Origin of the sequence: Curtobacterium sp. PhB115, from assembly GCF_003752025.1 — a bacterium.
Lineage (GTDB): Bacteria > Actinomycetota > Actinomycetes > Actinomycetales > Microbacteriaceae > Curtobacterium.
Genome location: NZ_RJKR01000006.1, coordinates 472,028 through 488,283, shown reverse-complemented (window position 1 = coordinate 488,283; position 16,256 = coordinate 472,028). Strand labels below are relative to the sequence as shown.

Here is a 16,256-nt window from a genome sequence, read left to right as displayed (position 1 = left end):
GTCGCACGATGACCACCACCATCCCCACCGAGAACACCGCCGTCATCGTCGTCGACATGCAGCGCGCGTTCTTCGACAACGACGACTCGCTCGGTCGCGCCGGCATCGACGTCACCCCGCTCCGGCACGCGATCCCCGGCACCGTCGCCCTCGTCGACGCCGCCCGCGCCGCCGGCGTCCCGGTGATCTTCACCCGGTACGTCTACATGCCCGGCATGGTCGACTTCGGCGTCACGAAGGGCGCCAAGGCGTCGGACCGCATCGCGGCGAACTCGCTCGGGTACGGCACCGACGAGATCGAGCTCATCCCCGAGCTCGGCGCCCGACCCGACGAGGTCGTGATCGACAAGTCCCGTCCGAGCGCGTTCTACGGCACCCGGCTCGAGCCCGTCCTGACCGGACTCGGCGTCCGGAACCTCGTGGTCTGCGGCGTCACGACGAACATCTGCGTCGAGACCACCGTGCGGGACGCCGGTCAGCGCGACTACGCCACCTACGTGGTGCGAGACGCGGTCGCCGAGTTCACGCCGGAGCGGAACCACTTCGCCCTGTTCGGCATGGGCTGGTCGTTCGGCGAAGTCGTCGAGCTCGCCGACGTCGAGACGTCGTGGGGCGGCACGCCGTCCTTCGCGGGCACGCCCCAGCCGCGCGTGGAGACCCCGCTCCCCACCGTCGCGGTCTAGTCCCACCCCTGCACGGGCCGGTCAGGTCGACCGGCCCGTGCTTCCCCCTCGCACGTTCCGCTCCCGTCCCGAAGGCAGCCCCATGACGCAGCAGCCGCTCCTGTCCGTCCGCGACCTGGCCGTGACGTTCACGACCCCGACCGGTGAGTTCGAGGCGATCCGCCGGGTGTCGTTCGACCTGGCCGCCGGGGAGACCCTGGCCATCGTCGGCGAGTCCGGGTCGGGCAAGTCCACGACCGCGGCGAGCGTGAACCGCCTGCTCGCCGACAACGGCCGGATCTCGGACGGGAGCATCGCCTTCGACGGGGTGCCGATCCACGACGCCCCCGAGCGCACGATGGTCGGCATCCGCGGCAAGGGCATCGGGCTGGTGCCGCAGGACCCGATGTCGAACCTCGACCCCATCCACCGCGTCGGAACCCAGATCCGCGAGGCGCTCGAGGTGCACGGCATCGCCAAGGGCGCTGCGGCGCGGACCCGGGTCGTCGAGCTGCTCGAGATGGTCGGGATCCCCGAGCCGGAGCGCCGCGCTCGCCAGTACCCGCACGAGCTCTCCGGCGGCATGCGGCAGCGCGTGCTCATCGCGATGGGGCTCGCCTGCCGCCCGAAGCTCCTCATCGCCGACGAGCCGACGAGTGCACTCGACGTCACGGTGCAGCGGACGATCCTCGACGAGCTCGACCGGCTGACGAGTGACCTCGGCACCGCCGTGCTCCTGATCACCCACGACCTGCCGCTCGCCGCCGAGCGCGCCGACACGATCCTCGTGATGTACCGCGGGGACGTCGTCGAGCAGGGCCGTGCCGCCGGGATCCTGGCGCGGCCGGAGCACGAGTACACGCAACGACTCCTCGCCGCCGCCCCGGACTTCGGTTCCGTGCGGCTCGTCGGCGACGGCCCCGTCGCGACGGCCCCCCGAGCGACCGGGACGGACATCCCGGTGGTGCCCGCCGAACCGCTCGTCCGGCTGACCGACGTCCGCAAGGAGTACCCGATCCGTTCCGGCGGCTGGCGGCGGCAGGACCCCTTCGTCGCGGTGGCCGGCTCGACCTTCGACATCGCCCGCGGCGAGACCGTCGCGGTCGTCGGTGGATCGGGGTCCGGCAAGTCCACGACCGCGAAGATGGTCCTCGCGCTCGAGCAGCAGACGAGCGGCTCGATCACCTTCGACGGTGCCGAGGTGTCCAGCTTCCGCGGCGCCGACCTGATGCGCTTCCGCAGCCGCGTGCAGCCCGTGTTCCAGAACCCGTACGGGTCGCTCGACGCCCGCTGGACCGTCCGCAGGAGCATCGAGGAACCGATGGTCCTGCACGGCATCGGCGACGCCGTGTCCCGGAAGGCCCGCGCCCTCGACCTGCTCGACCGGGTCGCCCTGCCGGCGGCGAGTGCCGACAAGCTGCCCACCGAGATGTCCGGCGGCCAGCTCCAACGCGTCGCCATCGCCCGCGCGCTCGCACTCCACACCGACCTCGTGGTCCTCGACGAAGCGGTCTCGGCCCTCGACGTCGTGGTGCAGGAACAGATCCTCGAGCTGCTCGTCGAACTGCAGCAAGAGCTCGGGCTGGCGTACCTGTTCATCAGTCACGACCTGGCCGTCGTCCGGATGGTGTCGCACCGCGTGCACGTGATGGACCACGGCCACGTCGTCGAGTCCGGCACCCCCGACGAGATCTTCGGCGCCCCGCAGCACGAGTACACGCGGACACTGCTCCGAGCGATCCCCGGAGCCCGCGTGCTGGACGACGACCGCGCGGCCTGAGCCGGGCACTGCGACCGGCTGCCCCCGGGAGGCGCGCCGGCCCACCGGAGCCGCACCGAGCCTCCCGGCCGACCCGTCCCACGAACGCGCCCCAGGAGGCCACAGCATGTACCTCGACACCTCGTCCGAACACGTCGACTTCATCTGGATGATCAAGAACGCGGTCGTGCCGCGGCCGATCGCCTGGATCGGTTCGGTCTCGCCCGACGGCGGGTACAACCTCGCCCCGTACAGCTACTTCCAGCTCGTCACGATGGACCCGCCGATGCTCATGGTGTCGTTCACCGGCAGCAAGGACACGCTCGACAACATCCGGCACACCGGGGACTTCGTCGTGAACCTCGTCACGGAGGGCTTCGAGGCGGACCAGACGGACACCGCCGCACTGTTCGACGCCGACGTCGACGAGGCCGCCCTGCTCGGACTCGACACCACCCAGAGCACCGTCGTCACCCCGCCGCGGCTCGCCGGCGCGAAAGTGGCCCTGGAGTGCCGGGCGACCGAGGAGAAGGAGATGCCCGGCGCGACGCTCGTGTTCGCCGAGGTCGTCGGCGTGCACACCGACGACGGCGTCCTCGACGACCGCGGACGCATCGACATCGAGCGCTACCGCCCCGTCGGCCGGCTCGGCGGTGCGCTCTACACGACCATCACGTCGGCGTACCGGATCCCGGTGCCGTCGGCCGACGCGGTGCTCGCCGGACACCGCTCCGGCGTATTGGCGGGAGCGGTGGCAGACCGGACCACCGGCACGCCCGAGCCGCAGGCGGAAATCCCCGCCTCCGCCTGAAACCCCAGGTCAGCGGGCGGCACGGGTGGCCGTCCGCACGCGTAATCGAATCCTCACGGTGCGGCAGTCGCGGCGAAATCGCGCACTGCTCGAATGGTCACACCACCACCTCAGTCCCCTCTGGAGCACGAATGGCAGCCGACCCCTTCCACCTCGCGTGGTTCACCCCGTTCAAGACGCCCGCGTGGAAGTCCCCCTGGGCCGCGGACACCCCGCTCACCTGGCTCAACGGCGAGTACTACATGGACATGGCCCGCTCGCTCGAGCGCGCCGGCTTCGACTTCATGATGTTCGAGGACTCCACGCTCGTCAGCGACACGTACGGCGGCAGCACCGAGAACGACCTGAAGCACGGGCTGCACTCTCCCAAGGGCGACCCGGTGCCGCTCCTGCCGATGCTGGCGCAGGTCACGCAGCACATGGGCTTCATCGCAACGATGTCGACGTCGTTCTACCCGCCGTTCCTCGTCGCCCGCGTGATGGCGACCATGGACCACCTGACGAAGGGGCGAGTCGGCTGGAACGTCGTCACGAGCTCGGAGGACCTCGCCGGGCAGAACTACGGCCTCGACCACCTGCTCCCCCACGACGAGCGCTACGAGATGGCGGACGAGTTCATCACCGTGGTCAAGGACCTCTGGGACTCGTGGGAGCCGGGCGCGATCGTCGCCGACCGCGAGACCGGGTACCTGGCCGACCACACGAAGGTGCACCCGATCCACCACGACGGGAAGTACTTCAAGGTCCGCGGACCGCTCAACCTGCCGGCGGGGCCGCAGGGCCACCCGGTGATCTGCCAGGCCGGCGGGTCGCCCAAGGGCCGGGACTTCGCCTCGCGGCACGCCAACGTGTTGCTCTCGGCGCCGAAGGGCGTCGACCAGATGCGGGAGTACCGCGACGACATCCGCGCCCGCGCCGTCGGGCACGGCCGGGACGCCGACGACGTCAAGGTCATGTACATCATCCAGCCGGTGCTCGGCGAGACGCAGGCGGACGCCGAGGAGATCGCTCGTCGTCGGAACGAGCTCACCCAGGACCAGATCGAGACGATCCTCGGCATCATGTCGATCACCACCGAGGTCGACTTCAAGCAGTTCGACCTCGACGCCCCGCTCCCCGACGACGTCAGCACCAACGGGCACCAGTCCGGACTCGAGCAGTTCCGGAAGCGCACCCAGGGCAAGACGATCCGCGAGGCCCTGATGGGCCAGCAGACCGAGGCAGTCGAGCTCGTCGGCACCCCGGCGTCCGTCGCCGAGCAGATGGACGAGGTCATGGAGGCCGTCGGCGGCGACGGGTTCCTGATCCGCGGCGAACCGGTGCGCACGCACTCCCGCCGCTACATCGACGAGATCGCATCGGGTCTGGCGCCGGAGCTCCGCAAGCGCGGCCTCATCCGCAGCGACTACCCCGAGTCCACGTTCAAGGCGAACCTCGCCGCGTTCTGAGCGTCGGGACAGGAGCACTCATGACCGCCTCACCCTTCCACCTCGGGTGGTTCTGCAACGGCACCTCGGTGCCCGCGTGGGCGCAGCCCTTCTCCGGCTCGATCGGCGACGACTGGCAGGACGCCCAGATCTTCGTCGACCTGGCCAGGGCGATGGAGCGCGCGAAGTTCGACTACGTCCTCATCGAGGACAACACGTTCGTCGGCGACCGCTACGGCGACTCGATGGAGGTGTACCTGAAGTACGCGATGCAGGCGCCCCGACAGGACCCGATGATCGTCGCGACCCTGCTCGCTCAGGCGACGGAGCGGCTCGGGATCATCGCGACCGCCGGCACCTTCGCGTACCACCCGTACCTGCTGGCCCGGATGGCGGGCACGCTCGACCAGCTGTCCAAGGGTCGGTTCGGCGTCAACGTGGTCACCGGCACGAGCGACCGCGCGCTGCAGAACTACGGACACGACGGGATGGACGAGCACGACTCCCGGTACGACGTGGCCGAGGACTTCGTCCGCGCGATGACCGCGCTCTTCGACACCTGGGAGCCGGGAGCCGTGGTCGCGGACCGTCGGACGGCGACCTTCGCCGACCACACCAAGGTGCGGTACGCCGACCACCGCGGCAGCCACTTCTCGACCCGCGGGCCGCTGAACTCCGGGCCGTCGCCGCAGGGCCGGCCGGTCATCTCGCAGGCGGGCGGGTCGCCGCGCGGCATCGCGTTCGCCGCACAGCACGCCGACACGATCGTCGCGATCCACTCGTCGCCGGAGAAGGCGCGCGACTACCGGGACCGCGTGCGGGCCGCCGCCGCAGCAGCCGGCCGCGACCCCGACGAGGTGAAGGTGCTGTTCGGCGTCTGGCCGATCGTCGGGTCGAGCGAGGCGGAGGCCAGGCAGCGTGCCGACGAACGGATCCAGCTCGCGATGGACAACATCGACATCCCGCTCGCGACCATGTCCAAGTCCACCGACATCGACTTCTCGACCGTGCCGCTCGACACCCCGCTCGGCGAGCTCGAACTGGCCACGAACGGCACCCAGAACTTCGCGCTCTACCGCGACCGGAACGCCGCGCTGACGCTCCGACAGGCGGTGGCGAAGGAGGCCGGTGGTGCCGGTCCGTCGCTCGTCGGCTCGGTCGAGCAGGTCGCCGACCAGCTCGAGGCGTTCGCGGACGTGTCCGGTGGCGACGGGTTCCTGATCGGCACGAACGGCGTCACCAGGCGGTTCATCGCCGAGGTCTGCGACGGGCTCGTCCCCGAGCTCCAGGCACGCGGGCTGACCCGCACCGAGTACGACCACGAACACCTGCGGGACAACCTGCGGGCGTTCTGAGCCTTCCTGAAAGGAACCACCATGCGCGGTTACGTCAACACCGACTGGGGCCAGCTGCACTTCCGTGCCGGCGGACCAGCTCCCCAGGACGCCGAGCGGGTCGTCGCGATGTACCACGAGTCGCCACGCACCTCGGCGGTCTACGACCCCGTGCTCGAGGCGTTCCCGGACGACGTCGCCGTGCTCGCGTTCGACACCCCGGGGTTCGGACAGTCCGACGACGCACCGGCCGGCCGACCCCTCGGCGACTACGCGACCGTGCTGCTGCAGGCGCTCGACGGGCTCGGTGTCGGACGGTTCCTGCCGGTCGGCATGAAGACCGGGTCAGCCCTCGTCACGGCGATGGCCGTGGCGGCGGGCACGGACCGAGTGCCCGGGGCCGTGCTCTACGCGCAGGAGGAGCCCGACGACGCCGCGTTCGAACACTGGGCGAACGACTGGGCGCCGCCGATCGCTTACCCGGCGGACGGGTCGACCCTGATGAAGCGCTACGCGAAGAACGTCGGGCTCTACGGCACCGAGAACCCGCGGGTGCTCTACGAAGCCGTCGCGGACACGATCGCGAACGCCGACCGGTACGCCTCGGTGTACCCCGCCGTGTTCCGCGGCCACCGGCAGACGTGGGACGACATGCACGCGCTCGTGGCGGCCGGCGTGCACCTCACGGTCCTGGAACCACCGACCGCGCAGTTCACACCGGACGACCCGATCGTGTTCGGCGTGGTCCCCGGCACGCACGTCGTCCCGATGCCGTCGACCGGACAGTTCCCGGCGCTCGCCACCGGAGCGTTCGTCGACGCGGTGACCGAGGCGCTCGACCGCGCGGGTCTGACCGCGCCTGCCGCGGTGGCCTGACCGCCGCTTCCCTGCTCGCACGGCGGCCCGCACGCCGCGATCCCCTCCCGTTCGACCCCGTCCCGAAGGAGCACCGATGTTCACCTCTCCGTCCACCGCCGACCCGGCCCTGCTCCGGCAGGCGTTCTCGGGCTTCCCGTGCGGCGTCGCCGCCCTGTCCGCGGTCGTCGACGACGAACCGACCGTCCTCGTCGCGTCGTCCTTCACGGTCGGCGTCTCGCAGGACCCGCCGCTCGTGATGTTCGCCGTGCAGCACACCTCCACGACCTGGCCGACGCTCGCCGGTGCCGACTCGATCGGGGTCTCGATCCTCGGGGAGCGGCACGAGTCCGTGACCCGGCAGCTGGCGTCGCGCGACAAGTCGGTCCGGTTCGTCGGCGTCGACACGATGGTGTCGGACACCGGGTCCGTGTTCCTCGAGGGGGCGCCGATCTGGCTCGACTGCGCGGTCGAGCACACCTACCCCGCCGGGGACCACGACATCGTCGTGCTGCGGGTCAACGGCCTGATGTCGGACTTCACGCACAGCCCGCTCGTCTGGCACCGGTCGTCGTTCGCGAAGCTGACCGCCTGACCGGAGGCCGGGCGAGCACGCACACCGCGGACGGCACCGCCGGGCCCAGCTGTGAGCGCGCACATCGTCAGGCCGCACACTTGCGCCACGGTGTCGCCAGGGTGCGGCCGGGATCCCCTCGTCCGCCCCTGGGGAGCCGCCGAGGGAGTCATCATGACGAACCGATCCGAGGCGGCCACGACGCCGCTCGCGCTCACGAGTGTGGTGGCCTCCGGGCTCCCCTCCGAGCTCGGCACCCCGTCCGCCGCGAAGTACTACGAGGTCCCCGCGGTCTTCAACCGCCGACCGGACGCCGTCGAGATGGCTGCCCTCCGCGGCGCCGACGGCCACGCCCAGCTCGTCACCGCCGGCTACCCGGACGTCACGTTGGAGATCCAGGACCGACGGCTGGTGATCGGGCACACGAACCTGCCGCAGCTCGAACGGGGCCTCGCGACGGTGGTCGCGACGATCGTCGACACCGTGAGCCGTGCCGCGCTGCTCGACCGCGAGCGTGTCCGCGACGCGGCCCGCGCCGACTTCGACGACCGTGCCGCTCGTGCGCGGGAGGTCACCCGGGCCGCGGAACGGATCCGGTTCGAGCCGGCACCGTACCCGGTCCGTGCGGGCTGACCCGGGCCGTGACTGCGCTAGCGTGAGGACCGACGGACGACCGACCAGGAACGGTGCCCGATGAGCGAGTTCACGACGGCAGCGTCCTCGATGCAGGCCGCCCCCGACGGCGCGGACCTCTGCCCGCCGTTCCTCGCCGCGCTCCCCATCACCGGTGTCGGCATCTCGACGCTCGGCGACCCGCTCGGATCCCGCACCGTGTGTGCGAGCGACGACCTCGCCGAGCGGATCGATGAGATCCAGCTCGACCTCGGCGAGGGTCCGTGCTGGGAAGCGCTCGCGATCCGCCGCCCGGTCCTCGAACCGGACCTGTCCACGACGACGGGCGACCGGTGGCCGGTGGCGCTCGAGGAGCTGCTCCGTGCCGGAGTGGGTGCGGTGTTCTCGTTCCCGATGCACATCGGCACGATCCCGGTCGGTGCCGTCGACCTGTCCGTCGGCATCGGGCACGTCCTGACGGTGGGGCAGATCCGCGGCGCGGTGGAACTGACCGAGGTCGCCGCCCGTCGTGTCCTCCGCGGCGCGCTGCTCGATGCGGCCGCCGATGGTCGCGCGGACATGGACACCGGACGATACTCGAGACGAGAGGTCCACCAGGCGACCGGCATGGTCGCCGCGCAACTCGGAGTGGACGTCGCCGACGCCCTCCTCGTCCTGCAGGCCCATGCCTTCGCCACCGAGCACACCGTCCGTGACGTCGCCGCCGACGTCATCGCACGCCGGATCGACCTCGCCCGGCCGTACGGGTCCGAGAGCTGAGGAGCACGCATCATGGCACCGTCCCGCGAGCACCGACTGGTCGACACCTTCGTGGCGTTGACCGACACCCTGGTCGACGAGTACGACGTCGTCGACCTGCTGCAGAACCTGGTCGACAGCGTCGTCGAGATCTTCGACGCCTCTGCGGCGGGCATCCTGCTCGTCAACCAGGAGCAGGAACTCGAGGTGATGGCCTCGACCAGCGAACGGTCCAGCTTCGTGGGCCTGCTCCAGCTCGATGCCGGCCAGGGTCCGTGCGTGGAGTGCTTCGCGACCGGACGGACCGTCTCCGTGCGGGACCAGGCCGAGATGGAACGTCGGTGGCCGGTCTTCGCCGCGGCGTCGGCGGCGTCCGGGTACGCCTCGGTGCACTCGATCCCGATGCGGTTGCGGGACACCACGCTCGGCTCCCTCAACCTGTTCCGCGAGTCCGAGGGAGCGCTCAACCGCGACGACGCGCTCGCGGCCCAGGCGCTGACGGACGTCGCGACGATCAGCATCCTGCAGCAGCGGACGCTCGAGCACGCCACCCTGGCGCAGCAGCAGCTCCAGCGCGCCCTCGACAGCCGCGTCGTGATCGAGCAGGCGAAGGGCTTCGTCGCGCAGACCCACCAGGTCGACATGCAGGCCGCCTTCACGATGCTCCGGCAGCACGCCCGATCGCACCAGGAGCCCCTCGCGGACGTCGCCCGTGCGATCGTCGAGCGTCGGCTGGTGCTTCCCTCCTAAAGCGGGCGGAACCGGCTGTCGGCCCGACCGCCCGGCGTACGATCGGCAGCACGACCCAGGACCCCGGTCGCAGCAGTGTCGCTGGAGCCAGGAGGTCACCATGGCCGAGTACCGGAAGACCGTCCGTCGGACGGACCGCACGGACACCACCTCGTCGTACACGGCACTGCTCGCGCAGGTCCGGACGGCGGGGTTGTTGGAGCGGCGCACCGGTTGGTACTGGGGCCTCGTCGCCGTGCTCACCGCACTGCTCGCGCTCGCCGGCGTCGCGTTCGCGGTCCTCGGCGGCTCCTGGTGGCAGCTCATCGTCGCGGGGGTCCTCGGCCTCGTGTTCACGCAGTTCGCGTTCCTCTCCCACGAGGCCGCGCACCGGCAGGTCTTCACCTCGCACCACTGGAACGACCGGGCCGCCCGGTACGTCGGCACGTTCCTGACCGGGGTCAGCTACTCGTGGTGGATGGGCAAGCACACCCGGCACCACGCGAACCCGAACACGGTGGGCAAGGACCCGGACATCTCGTTCGACGCGATCTCGTTCCGGCCGGAGGACGCCGCCCGACGCACCGGGTTCCTGCGGATGCTCGTCCGGGTGCAGGGCTACGCGTTCTTCCCGATGCTGCTCGTCGAGGGGGCGAACCTGCACTGGCAGTCGATCCGCACGTACACGGCCCGCGGCCCGGTGAAGCGGCGGTGGGCCGAGGGGTCCGTGTTCGCCGGGCGCTTCGTGCTCTACCTCGGGGTCGTGTTCTGGTTCCTGCCGATCGGGGTGGCGTTCGCGTTCCTCGGCGTGCAGCTCGCGGTGTTCGGGTTCTGCATGGGCATCGCGTTCGCGCCGAACCACAAGGGCATGCCGATGATCGAGGAGGGACGCCGCGTGGACTTCTTCGCCCGGCAGGTTCTGACCTCCCGCGACATCGGCGGCGGTGTCTGGGTCGAGTACTTCATGGGCGGGCTCAACCACCAGGTCGAGCACCACCTGTTCCCGAGCATGGCGCGGCCGAACCTCCGTGCTGCTCGGGTGCTCGTCCGGCAGTACTGCGCCGAGCAGGGCGTGCCCTACACGGAGACGACCCTCGTGCACTCGTACGTGATCGTGGTGCGGTACCTCAACGAGGTCGGGCTCGCCGCCGCCGACCCGTTCGCCTGCCCGATGGTGGAGCGCTTCCGCACGCGCTGAGCGCGGCACGGGTACCGCCTCGCACGGTGCGAGGTGCGCTTCTGCACGGTGCGAGGTCCCGTGCACGGTGGGACGGCATCGGCCCCGCACGGCGTTCGGAACCTCGCACGCTGCGGGACGGGACGGGACAGGACGGGACACGGCGCAGCGCGACGTGGCGCGCCGTGCCGCCGCCGTCAGGCGGCGGCGGCCGCCGGCTCGCGCAGCGCCGGGCAGTGCTCCGCCGTCGGGTGCTCGGAGATGTGGATGACCTCGTCGAGCCGGTCGCGCGCTGCCGCGAGCTCGGCGAGCTGGGCGGTGATCCGGTCCCGCTCGGCGACGAGCAGCGCGAAGGACTCCGGTGTCGCACGGCCGCTGTCGACGCACGGCAGCAGCTGCACGATCGTGCGACTCGGCAGCCCCGCGGCGAACAGCTGCTGGACGAGCTGCACCCGCTCCACCGCCGCCGGGCCGTACACCCGCTGCCCGCTCGGCGTGCGATCGGCCACCAAGAGCCCCTGCTCCTCGTAGTACCGGAGGGACCGCACACTGGCCCCGGTTGCCGCTGCGAGATCGCCGATGCGCATGGTCGCTCCGATCCGGGCTTGCCCCTGACATGGATGTGAGGTCTTAGCGTAACCGAGCCGCAACGGGAAGCGCCCGCTCGGCAGGAGGACACCATGGACATCGCAGGATCCGTCGCACTCGTCACCGGGTCGAACCGCGGCATCGGCCGCCGGTTCGTGCAGCAGCTGCTCGAGCGCGGGGCCACGAAGGTCTACGCGACCGCTCGTCGGCCCGAACTCGTCGACGTCCCCGGCGTCGTGGTGCTGCCGCTCGACATCACCGACGCCGCCTCGATCGACGCCGCAGTCGCCGCGGCGCCGGACGTCACGCTCCTGATCAACAACGCCGGGATCTCGACGCAGGGCTCGCTGCTCACGGATGACCTGACCGACGCCCGGCGCGAGATGGACACGCACTACTGGGGCAACCTCGCGATGATCCGGGCCTTCGCGCCGGTCATCGAGCGGAACGGTGGCGGTGGGATCGTCAACGTGCTGTCGGCGCTGTCCTGGTTCGTCTACCCGGGTTCTGGTGCGTACGCCGCCGCCAAGGCCGCCGCGTGGAACATGACCAACGCCGTCCGGCTCGAGCTCGCCGGCGCGGGCACGAGCGTGCTGGGCCTGCACCTGGGGGCCGCGGACACCGACATGATGGACGGCTACGAGGGGCCGAAGGTCGACCCGGCCGACGTCGCCCGCGCGGCGCTCGACGGCGTCGAGCAAGGCGCAGCCGAGGTCGTCGTCGACGACTGGAGCGCCGCCGTCAAGGCGTCGCTGGCCGGCGACCCCGCGCGGTTCTACGCGCAGTTCGCCTGATCCTGCGGGTCCTGGACCCGACGACTCGACGGCCTGGAGGCGCGGTGCGGGCCCGCCCCGCGCCTCCAGGCCGTCACGGGGTGCAGACCAGGGCACCCTGTCCGGTCGACGCGACCGCCCGCGGACACCGCGCGCCGGACTCGGGTATGCATGGACGAGATCAGGCGCGACGAGCACAGGGGCCCGTCGCTGGAGGGATGACCATGCGTCGTGTCAGGACGACGATCGTGGCCGGGGCGGTCCTCGCCCTGGTGGCCGCGACGACCACCATCGCAGGACCGGCGCAGGCCGCCGGACGCTGCGCCACCGGGACACTCTCGGTGCGGACGCTGCAGACGGGGTGCGCCGTCGACTCGGGCACACTCGTCGTGCCGGACGGACGGACCTTCGCGGTCCCCGCCCCCGGCGAGAGCGTGCTCGCGAGCAGCACCACGGTGCCCGGCGCCACGGAGCTTCCAGACGTCCTCATCGCGAACACCGGCACGGGCGGTGTCGCGGTCCGCATCGACCAGGCATGGAGCGGATCGGCTCCGGCCGTGCAGCAGGAGCGCTCCCGTGCTGCGGCTGCCGCCGCACCGAGTGCCACGACCGCCGCGACCACCAAGTGCACGAGCACGGCGTACGTCCGGAACAACTACCGCTGGTCGAGCACGGTGAAGTGGTACTACAACGAGTCCGGCCAGAAGTCGTCCTACGCGAAGAACGCCCTGCGCACCGCGGCGAACGCGTGGACCGGCACGATCTCGGCGTGCGACCGGACGGCGACGTCCACGGCCCGCAACTCCTACGTCCGGCTGGCGACCCAGGCGCCGGGGCTCACCGACAAGGGCGGGTGCTCGCGGTCGAACGGGTACAGCGTCATGGGCTGGGGGAAGCTGCCGGCCGGCACCCTCGGCGTGACGTGTGTCTGGTACGACGGCAACGGCGTCGCGAAGGAGGCCGACCAGCGCTACGCGACGAGCTACAAGTGGAGCTCGACGGCGACCTGCTCGGGTGCCCGCTTCGACACCCAGGCGGTCGCGACGCACGAGTGGGGCCACCTGTACGGCCTCGGGCACGTGAAGACCAGGACCGGCCAGGTCATGGAGCCGTCGGGTGGGTACTGCGACACGGCGTCGCGGACCCTCGGGCTCGGTGACCTGACCGGCATCGCCGCGATCTACTGAGCGAGGCGCGGTCTACCGGACGAGGAAGTCCGCGATCGGGGTGGAGCCCTCGTTGAAGCGGAACGTGCGACCGGCGGTGTCCGGACGCTCGACGACGTCGGCCACCACGTGGGCGACGTCCCCGCGCGGCACCTGCGTCGAGGAGCCGTCCCAGTCGACGGCGCCGGTGGGCTCGTCGTCGGTCAGCGTGCTCGGGGCGACGACTGTCCAGGCGAGCTCCGAGTCGCGCAGCACGGCGTCGGCGATCATCTTCGACTGCGCGTAAGCGAAGAAGTCCTCGTCCTGCGGCACCCCGTGGTCGAGGACCGAACCCGACCAGGACACCATCACGTAGCGGTCGACCCCGGCGCGTGCGGCGCCCTGGATCGACAGCACCGCTGCGTCGCGGTCGATCGCCCACGTGCGGTCGGCCGAGCCGCCACCGGCGCCCGCCGACCACACCACGGCGTCGTGCCCGCGGATCAGCTCGGCGAAGTCCACCAGCGACTGCTGCTGGATGTCCGCCACGTGCGGCTCGCCGCCGTGCGCGCGGATCTCGTCGGACTGGTCGGCGTTGCGGATGACCGAGGTGACGGTGTGGCCGCGGTCGGTGAGGATACGGGTGGCGAGGAGTGCGACCTTGCCGTGGCCGCCGAAGAGGATGACGTTGCTCATGGCCCGGACGGTACTCGTCGCGCCGACACGTCAGCCGACACGTCAGCCGTCACGTCAGCCGATGCGGCGGCGCTGGATCAGTGTCGCGGCACCGGCGGCGACGACCAGGATCCCGACGCACCAGGCGAGGGCGACCCACAGGTCACCGGCGAGCGGTTCCCCGGCGAACAGTGCCCGGATCGAGTCGACGATCGACGTCACCGGCTGGTGCTCGGCGAACCAGCGAACCGGCCCCGGCATCGTGTCCGTCGGCACGAACGCCGAACTGATGAACGGCAGGAAGATGAGCGGGTAGGAGAACGCACTCGCGCCGTCGACCGACTTCGCGGACAGCCCGGCGACCACCGCGACCCAGGTGAGGGCGAGGGTGAACAGCACGAGGATCCCCAGCACGGCGAGCCACGCCCCGACACCGGCGCCGCTCCGGAACCCCATCAGCAGGGCGACACCGACCACGACGGTCACCGAGACGAGGTTGGCGACGAGCGAGGTGAGCACGTGCGCCCACAGCGAGGCGGCGCGGACGATCGGCATGGACCGGAAGCGGTCGTCGATCCCGGCCTGCAGGTCGAGGAACAGCCGGTACGAGGTGTACGCCACCCCGGACGCGACGGTGATCAGCAGGATGCCGGGCAGCAGGTAGTCGACGTACGCGGTGCTGCCGGTGTCGATCGCACCGCCGAAGACGTAGACGAAGAGCAGCAGGAACGCGATCGGCATCACGGCGGTCGTGACGATCGTGTCGGGGCTCCGCAGGACGTGGCGGAGCGAGCGTCCGGTCAGGACGGCGGTGTCGTGGATCGGGTGGGCGGTCATCAGGCCACCTCCTGTTCGTGTGCGGGCGTCCCGTGGCCGATGACGGCGAGGAAGACCTCCTCCAACGTCGGTTGCTTCTCGACGTACTCGACCCGGGCGGGCGGGAGCAGCTGGCGGAGCTCGGCGAGCGTGCCGTCGGCGATGATGTGGCCCTCGTGCAGGATCGCGATGCGGTCGGCGAGGTGTTCGGCCTCGTCCAGGTACTGCGTGGTGAGCAGCACGGTGGTACCGGTGGCCGCGAGGGTGCGGACGGCGTCCCACACGGCGAGGCGGCCCTCCGGGTCGAGACCGGTGGTGGGCTCGTCGAGGAACACCACGGCCGGGTCGCCGACGAGGCTCATCGCGATGTCGAGCCGTCGCCGCATCCCGCCCGAGTACGTCGCGACGCGGCGGGACGCGGCCTCGGTCAGACCGAACCGCTCGAGCAGGTCGTCGGCGATGCGGCCCGCGCGCGGGAGGTGCCGGAGCCGGGCGACGAGGACGAGGTTCTCGCGACCGCTGAGCACCTCGTCCACCGCGGCGAACTGCCCGGTCAGGCTGATCGACTCGCGGACGCCGCCAGGATCGGTGGCCACGTCGTGTCCGGCGACGCTCGCGCTGCCGGCGGTGGCGTGCACGAGGGTCGCGAGGATCCGGATGGTGGTGGTCTTCCCCGCGCCGTTCGAGCCGAGCAGGGCGAACACCGAGCCGGGTGCGACATCGAGGTCGACGCCGCGCAGGACGTGCACGTCACCGAAGGACTTCTCGAGCCCCCGGACCCGGATCGCGGGCGTCACGACGGGTCCCCTTCGGCATCGGCGCGCTCGATCGTGTCGACGAGGCGCTGCTGCTCCTTGCTCAGCCACGACCCGAGGCCGTAGTTCGCCTTGAACTCCTCGGCGAAGGCGATCGGGTCGTCGCCGACCACGGTCCGGACGCTCGTGCCGTCGGCGGCGCTCTGCTCGAACAGGTCGGCGAGGTCGTCGAGCATCCGCATCAGCTGCTCGCCGTCGCTCGGGCCGGTGTACATGAGGTACCGCTCGATGCCGTCGACGGCCGTGCGGTGGCTCACCGGCAGGGCTGCCGTGCGTGCCTTGTACTGCTTCCAGCGCTTCTTGTCGCCGATCAGCTTCGTCGTGATGTCCGAGATCGAGATGCCCATGGTCAGTCCTGTCCGTTCGTGTGGTTCGTGCTGGTGCTCGGGTCGCTGTGGTTCCGCAGCTGCTCGAGCCGGTCGGCGAGGAAGCTCCACGCCGCCCAGAAGTCGTCGAGTTGTTCCTGGCCGCGGGCGTTGAGGGAGAACACCTTGCGCGGCGGTCCCTTCTCCGACGGGACCTTCTCGACGTCGACGAGGCCGCGCTGCTCGACACGGACGAGCAGCGCGTAGATCGTGCCCTCGGCGATGTCGGTGAAGCCCTGCTCCCGGAGCAGCGCGGTGATCTCGTACCCGTGGGCCGGACGGCCGACGAGCACGGCGAGGACGACTCCCTCGAGGATGCCCTTGAGCATCTCGGTCTCCTGCTTCGGCACGGGTCCTCCTGCGGTGGGTGTTGCTGCGTG

19 protein-coding genes are annotated in these 16,256 nt (G+C 71.0%); 13 read left to right on the top strand and 6 right to left on the bottom strand.

What is annotated here, in order from left to right; translation table 11 throughout:
* Positions 1 to 8: 8 nt before the first annotated feature.
* From EDF19_RS07915 to EDF19_RS07865, 11 genes are all read left to right on the top strand, one after another.
* Complete coding sequence (locus EDF19_RS07915; RefSeq protein WP_123680354.1) at positions 9 to 683, top strand: cysteine hydrolase family protein; 675 nt, start codon at positions 9 to 11, stop codon at positions 681 to 683.
* Positions 684 to 765: 82 nt separating this feature from the next.
* Complete coding sequence (locus EDF19_RS07910; protein ID WP_123680353.1) at positions 766 to 2,442, top strand: ABC transporter ATP-binding protein; 1,677 nt, start codon at positions 766 to 768, stop codon at positions 2,440 to 2,442.
* Positions 2,443 to 2,548: 106 nt separating this feature from the next.
* Positions 2,549 to 3,232, top strand: a complete 684-nt coding sequence (locus EDF19_RS07905) for a flavin reductase family protein (protein WP_123680352.1) — start codon at positions 2,549 to 2,551, stop codon at positions 3,230 to 3,232.
* Between the two features lie 131 nt (positions 3,233 to 3,363).
* The gene (locus EDF19_RS07900) at positions 3,364 to 4,680 is read left to right on the top strand and encodes an NtaA/DmoA family FMN-dependent monooxygenase (RefSeq protein ID WP_123680351.1); all 1,317 of its coding nucleotides are present in this window, start codon (positions 3,364 to 3,366) and stop codon (positions 4,678 to 4,680) included.
* A gap of 20 nt (positions 4,681 to 4,700) precedes the next feature.
* A complete protein-coding gene (locus tag EDF19_RS07895) occupies positions 4,701 to 6,014 on the top strand; it encodes an NtaA/DmoA family FMN-dependent monooxygenase (RefSeq protein WP_123680350.1) in 1,314 nt (437 codons plus the stop codon).
* Positions 6,015 to 6,035: 21 nt separating this feature from the next.
* Positions 6,036 to 6,869: an alpha/beta fold hydrolase gene (locus EDF19_RS07890; RefSeq protein ID WP_123680349.1), complete on the top strand. Its 834-nt coding sequence runs from the start codon at positions 6,036 to 6,038 to the stop codon at positions 6,867 to 6,869.
* 76 nt (positions 6,870 to 6,945) lie between these two features.
* Entirely contained in the window at positions 6,946 to 7,443 is a 498-nt protein-coding gene (locus EDF19_RS07885; RefSeq protein ID WP_123680348.1) for a flavin reductase family protein, read from the top strand.
* A gap of 153 nt (positions 7,444 to 7,596) precedes the next feature.
* On the top strand, positions 7,597 to 8,055 hold the full coding sequence (locus EDF19_RS07880) for a hypothetical protein (RefSeq protein WP_123680347.1): 459 nt from the start codon (positions 7,597 to 7,599) through the stop codon (positions 8,053 to 8,055).
* A gap of 60 nt (positions 8,056 to 8,115) precedes the next feature.
* Complete coding sequence (locus tag EDF19_RS07875; RefSeq protein ID WP_123680346.1) at positions 8,116 to 8,814, top strand: GAF and ANTAR domain-containing protein; 699 nt, start codon at positions 8,116 to 8,118, stop codon at positions 8,812 to 8,814.
* A gap of 12 nt (positions 8,815 to 8,826) precedes the next feature.
* Entirely contained in the window at positions 8,827 to 9,543 is a 717-nt protein-coding gene (locus tag EDF19_RS07870; protein ID WP_185022742.1) for a GAF and ANTAR domain-containing protein, read from the top strand.
* Between the two features lie 100 nt (positions 9,544 to 9,643).
* Positions 9,644 to 10,720, top strand: a complete 1,077-nt coding sequence (locus EDF19_RS07865) for an acyl-CoA desaturase (RefSeq protein ID WP_123680344.1) — start codon at positions 9,644 to 9,646, stop codon at positions 10,718 to 10,720.
* A gap of 176 nt (positions 10,721 to 10,896) precedes the next feature.
* Here EDF19_RS07865 and EDF19_RS07860 read toward each other — a convergent pair whose 3' ends face one another.
* Positions 10,897 to 11,286, bottom strand: a complete 390-nt coding sequence (locus tag EDF19_RS07860) for a MerR family transcriptional regulator (RefSeq protein ID WP_123680343.1) — start codon at positions 11,284 to 11,286, stop codon at positions 10,897 to 10,899.
* A 93-nt stretch (positions 11,287 to 11,379) separates the two neighbouring features.
* Here EDF19_RS07860 and EDF19_RS07855 point away from each other — a divergent pair, with 93 nt between their 5' ends.
* Together EDF19_RS07855 and EDF19_RS07850 are read left to right on the top strand one after the other, a co-directional pair.
* A complete protein-coding gene (locus EDF19_RS07855) occupies positions 11,380 to 12,081 on the top strand; it encodes an SDR family oxidoreductase (protein ID WP_123680342.1) in 702 nt (233 codons plus the stop codon).
* 203 nt (positions 12,082 to 12,284) lie between these two features.
* Positions 12,285 to 13,247: a matrixin family metalloprotease gene (locus tag EDF19_RS07850; protein ID WP_185022741.1), complete on the top strand. Its 963-nt coding sequence runs from the start codon at positions 12,285 to 12,287 to the stop codon at positions 13,245 to 13,247.
* A 12-nt stretch (positions 13,248 to 13,259) separates the two neighbouring features.
* On the opposite strand, the gene EDF19_RS07845 is transcribed toward EDF19_RS07850, so the two are convergent.
* From EDF19_RS07845 to EDF19_RS07825, 5 genes are read right to left on the bottom strand one after another with little or no spacing between them, the layout of a single operon-like run.
* Positions 13,260 to 13,901 carry an NAD(P)H-binding protein gene (locus EDF19_RS07845; protein ID WP_123680340.1) on the bottom strand — a complete coding sequence of 214 codons (642 nt, stop codon included), beginning with the start codon at positions 13,899 to 13,901 and terminating at the stop codon, positions 13,260 to 13,262.
* Positions 13,902 to 13,955: 54 nt separating this feature from the next.
* Complete coding sequence (locus EDF19_RS07840) at positions 13,956 to 14,717, bottom strand: ABC transporter permease (RefSeq protein ID WP_123680339.1); 762 nt, start codon at positions 14,715 to 14,717, stop codon at positions 13,956 to 13,958.
* Positions 14,717 to 15,493 carry an ABC transporter ATP-binding protein gene (locus EDF19_RS07835; protein ID WP_123680338.1) on the bottom strand — a complete coding sequence of 259 codons (777 nt, stop codon included), beginning with the start codon at positions 15,491 to 15,493 and terminating at the stop codon, positions 14,717 to 14,719. The genes EDF19_RS07840 and EDF19_RS07835 overlap by 1 nt, the downstream gene beginning before the upstream one ends.
* Positions 15,490 to 15,858, bottom strand: coding sequence for a DUF1048 domain-containing protein (locus EDF19_RS07830; RefSeq protein ID WP_123680337.1), 369 nt, complete (start codon positions 15,856 to 15,858; stop codon positions 15,490 to 15,492). The genes EDF19_RS07835 and EDF19_RS07830 overlap by 4 nt, the downstream gene beginning before the upstream one ends.
* Before the next feature lie 2 nt (positions 15,859 to 15,860).
* Positions 15,861 to 16,226, bottom strand: a complete 366-nt coding sequence (locus EDF19_RS07825) for a PadR family transcriptional regulator (protein WP_123680336.1) — start codon at positions 16,224 to 16,226, stop codon at positions 15,861 to 15,863.
* Positions 16,227 to 16,256 lie beyond the last annotated feature (30 nt).

Bases quoted from the DNA above. Each gene is read 5' to 3' on its own strand.
- EDF19_RS07870 (WP_185022742.1), top strand. From the start codon at position 8,827: ATGGCACCGTCCCGCGAGCACCGACTGGTCGACACCTTCGTGGCGTTG.
- EDF19_RS07830 (WP_123680337.1), bottom strand. From the start codon at position 15,858: ATGGGCATCTCGATCTCGGACATCACGACGAAGCTGATCGGCGACAAG.
- EDF19_RS07885 (WP_123680348.1), top strand. From the start codon at position 6,946: ATGTTCACCTCTCCGTCCACCGCCGACCCGGCCCTGCTCCGGCAGGCG.
- EDF19_RS07860 (WP_123680343.1), bottom strand. From the start codon at position 11,286: ATGCGCATCGGCGATCTCGCAGCGGCAACCGGGGCCAGTGTGCGGTCC.
- EDF19_RS07910 (WP_123680353.1), top strand. From the start codon at position 766: ATGACGCAGCAGCCGCTCCTGTCCGTCCGCGACCTGGCCGTGACGTTC.
- EDF19_RS07915 (WP_123680354.1), top strand. From the start codon at position 9: ATGACCACCACCATCCCCACCGAGAACACCGCCGTCATCGTCGTCGAC.
- EDF19_RS07855 (WP_123680342.1), top strand. From the start codon at position 11,380: ATGGACATCGCAGGATCCGTCGCACTCGTCACCGGGTCGAACCGCGGC.
- EDF19_RS07875 (WP_123680346.1), top strand. From the start codon at position 8,116: ATGAGCGAGTTCACGACGGCAGCGTCCTCGATGCAGGCCGCCCCCGAC.
- EDF19_RS07850 (WP_185022741.1), top strand. From the start codon at position 12,285: ATGCGTCGTGTCAGGACGACGATCGTGGCCGGGGCGGTCCTCGCCCTG.
- EDF19_RS07865 (WP_123680344.1), top strand. From the start codon at position 9,644: ATGGCCGAGTACCGGAAGACCGTCCGTCGGACGGACCGCACGGACACC.
- EDF19_RS07895 (WP_123680350.1), top strand. From the start codon at position 4,701: ATGACCGCCTCACCCTTCCACCTCGGGTGGTTCTGCAACGGCACCTCG.
- EDF19_RS07880 (WP_123680347.1), top strand. From the start codon at position 7,597: ATGACGAACCGATCCGAGGCGGCCACGACGCCGCTCGCGCTCACGAGT.
- EDF19_RS07840 (WP_123680339.1), bottom strand. From the start codon at position 14,717: ATGACCGCCCACCCGATCCACGACACCGCCGTCCTGACCGGACGCTCG.
- EDF19_RS07845 (WP_123680340.1), bottom strand. From the start codon at position 13,901: ATGAGCAACGTCATCCTCTTCGGCGGCCACGGCAAGGTCGCACTCCTC.
- EDF19_RS07905 (WP_123680352.1), top strand. From the start codon at position 2,549: ATGTACCTCGACACCTCGTCCGAACACGTCGACTTCATCTGGATGATC.
- EDF19_RS07890 (WP_123680349.1), top strand. From the start codon at position 6,036: ATGCGCGGTTACGTCAACACCGACTGGGGCCAGCTGCACTTCCGTGCC.
- EDF19_RS07900 (WP_123680351.1), top strand. From the start codon at position 3,364: ATGGCAGCCGACCCCTTCCACCTCGCGTGGTTCACCCCGTTCAAGACG.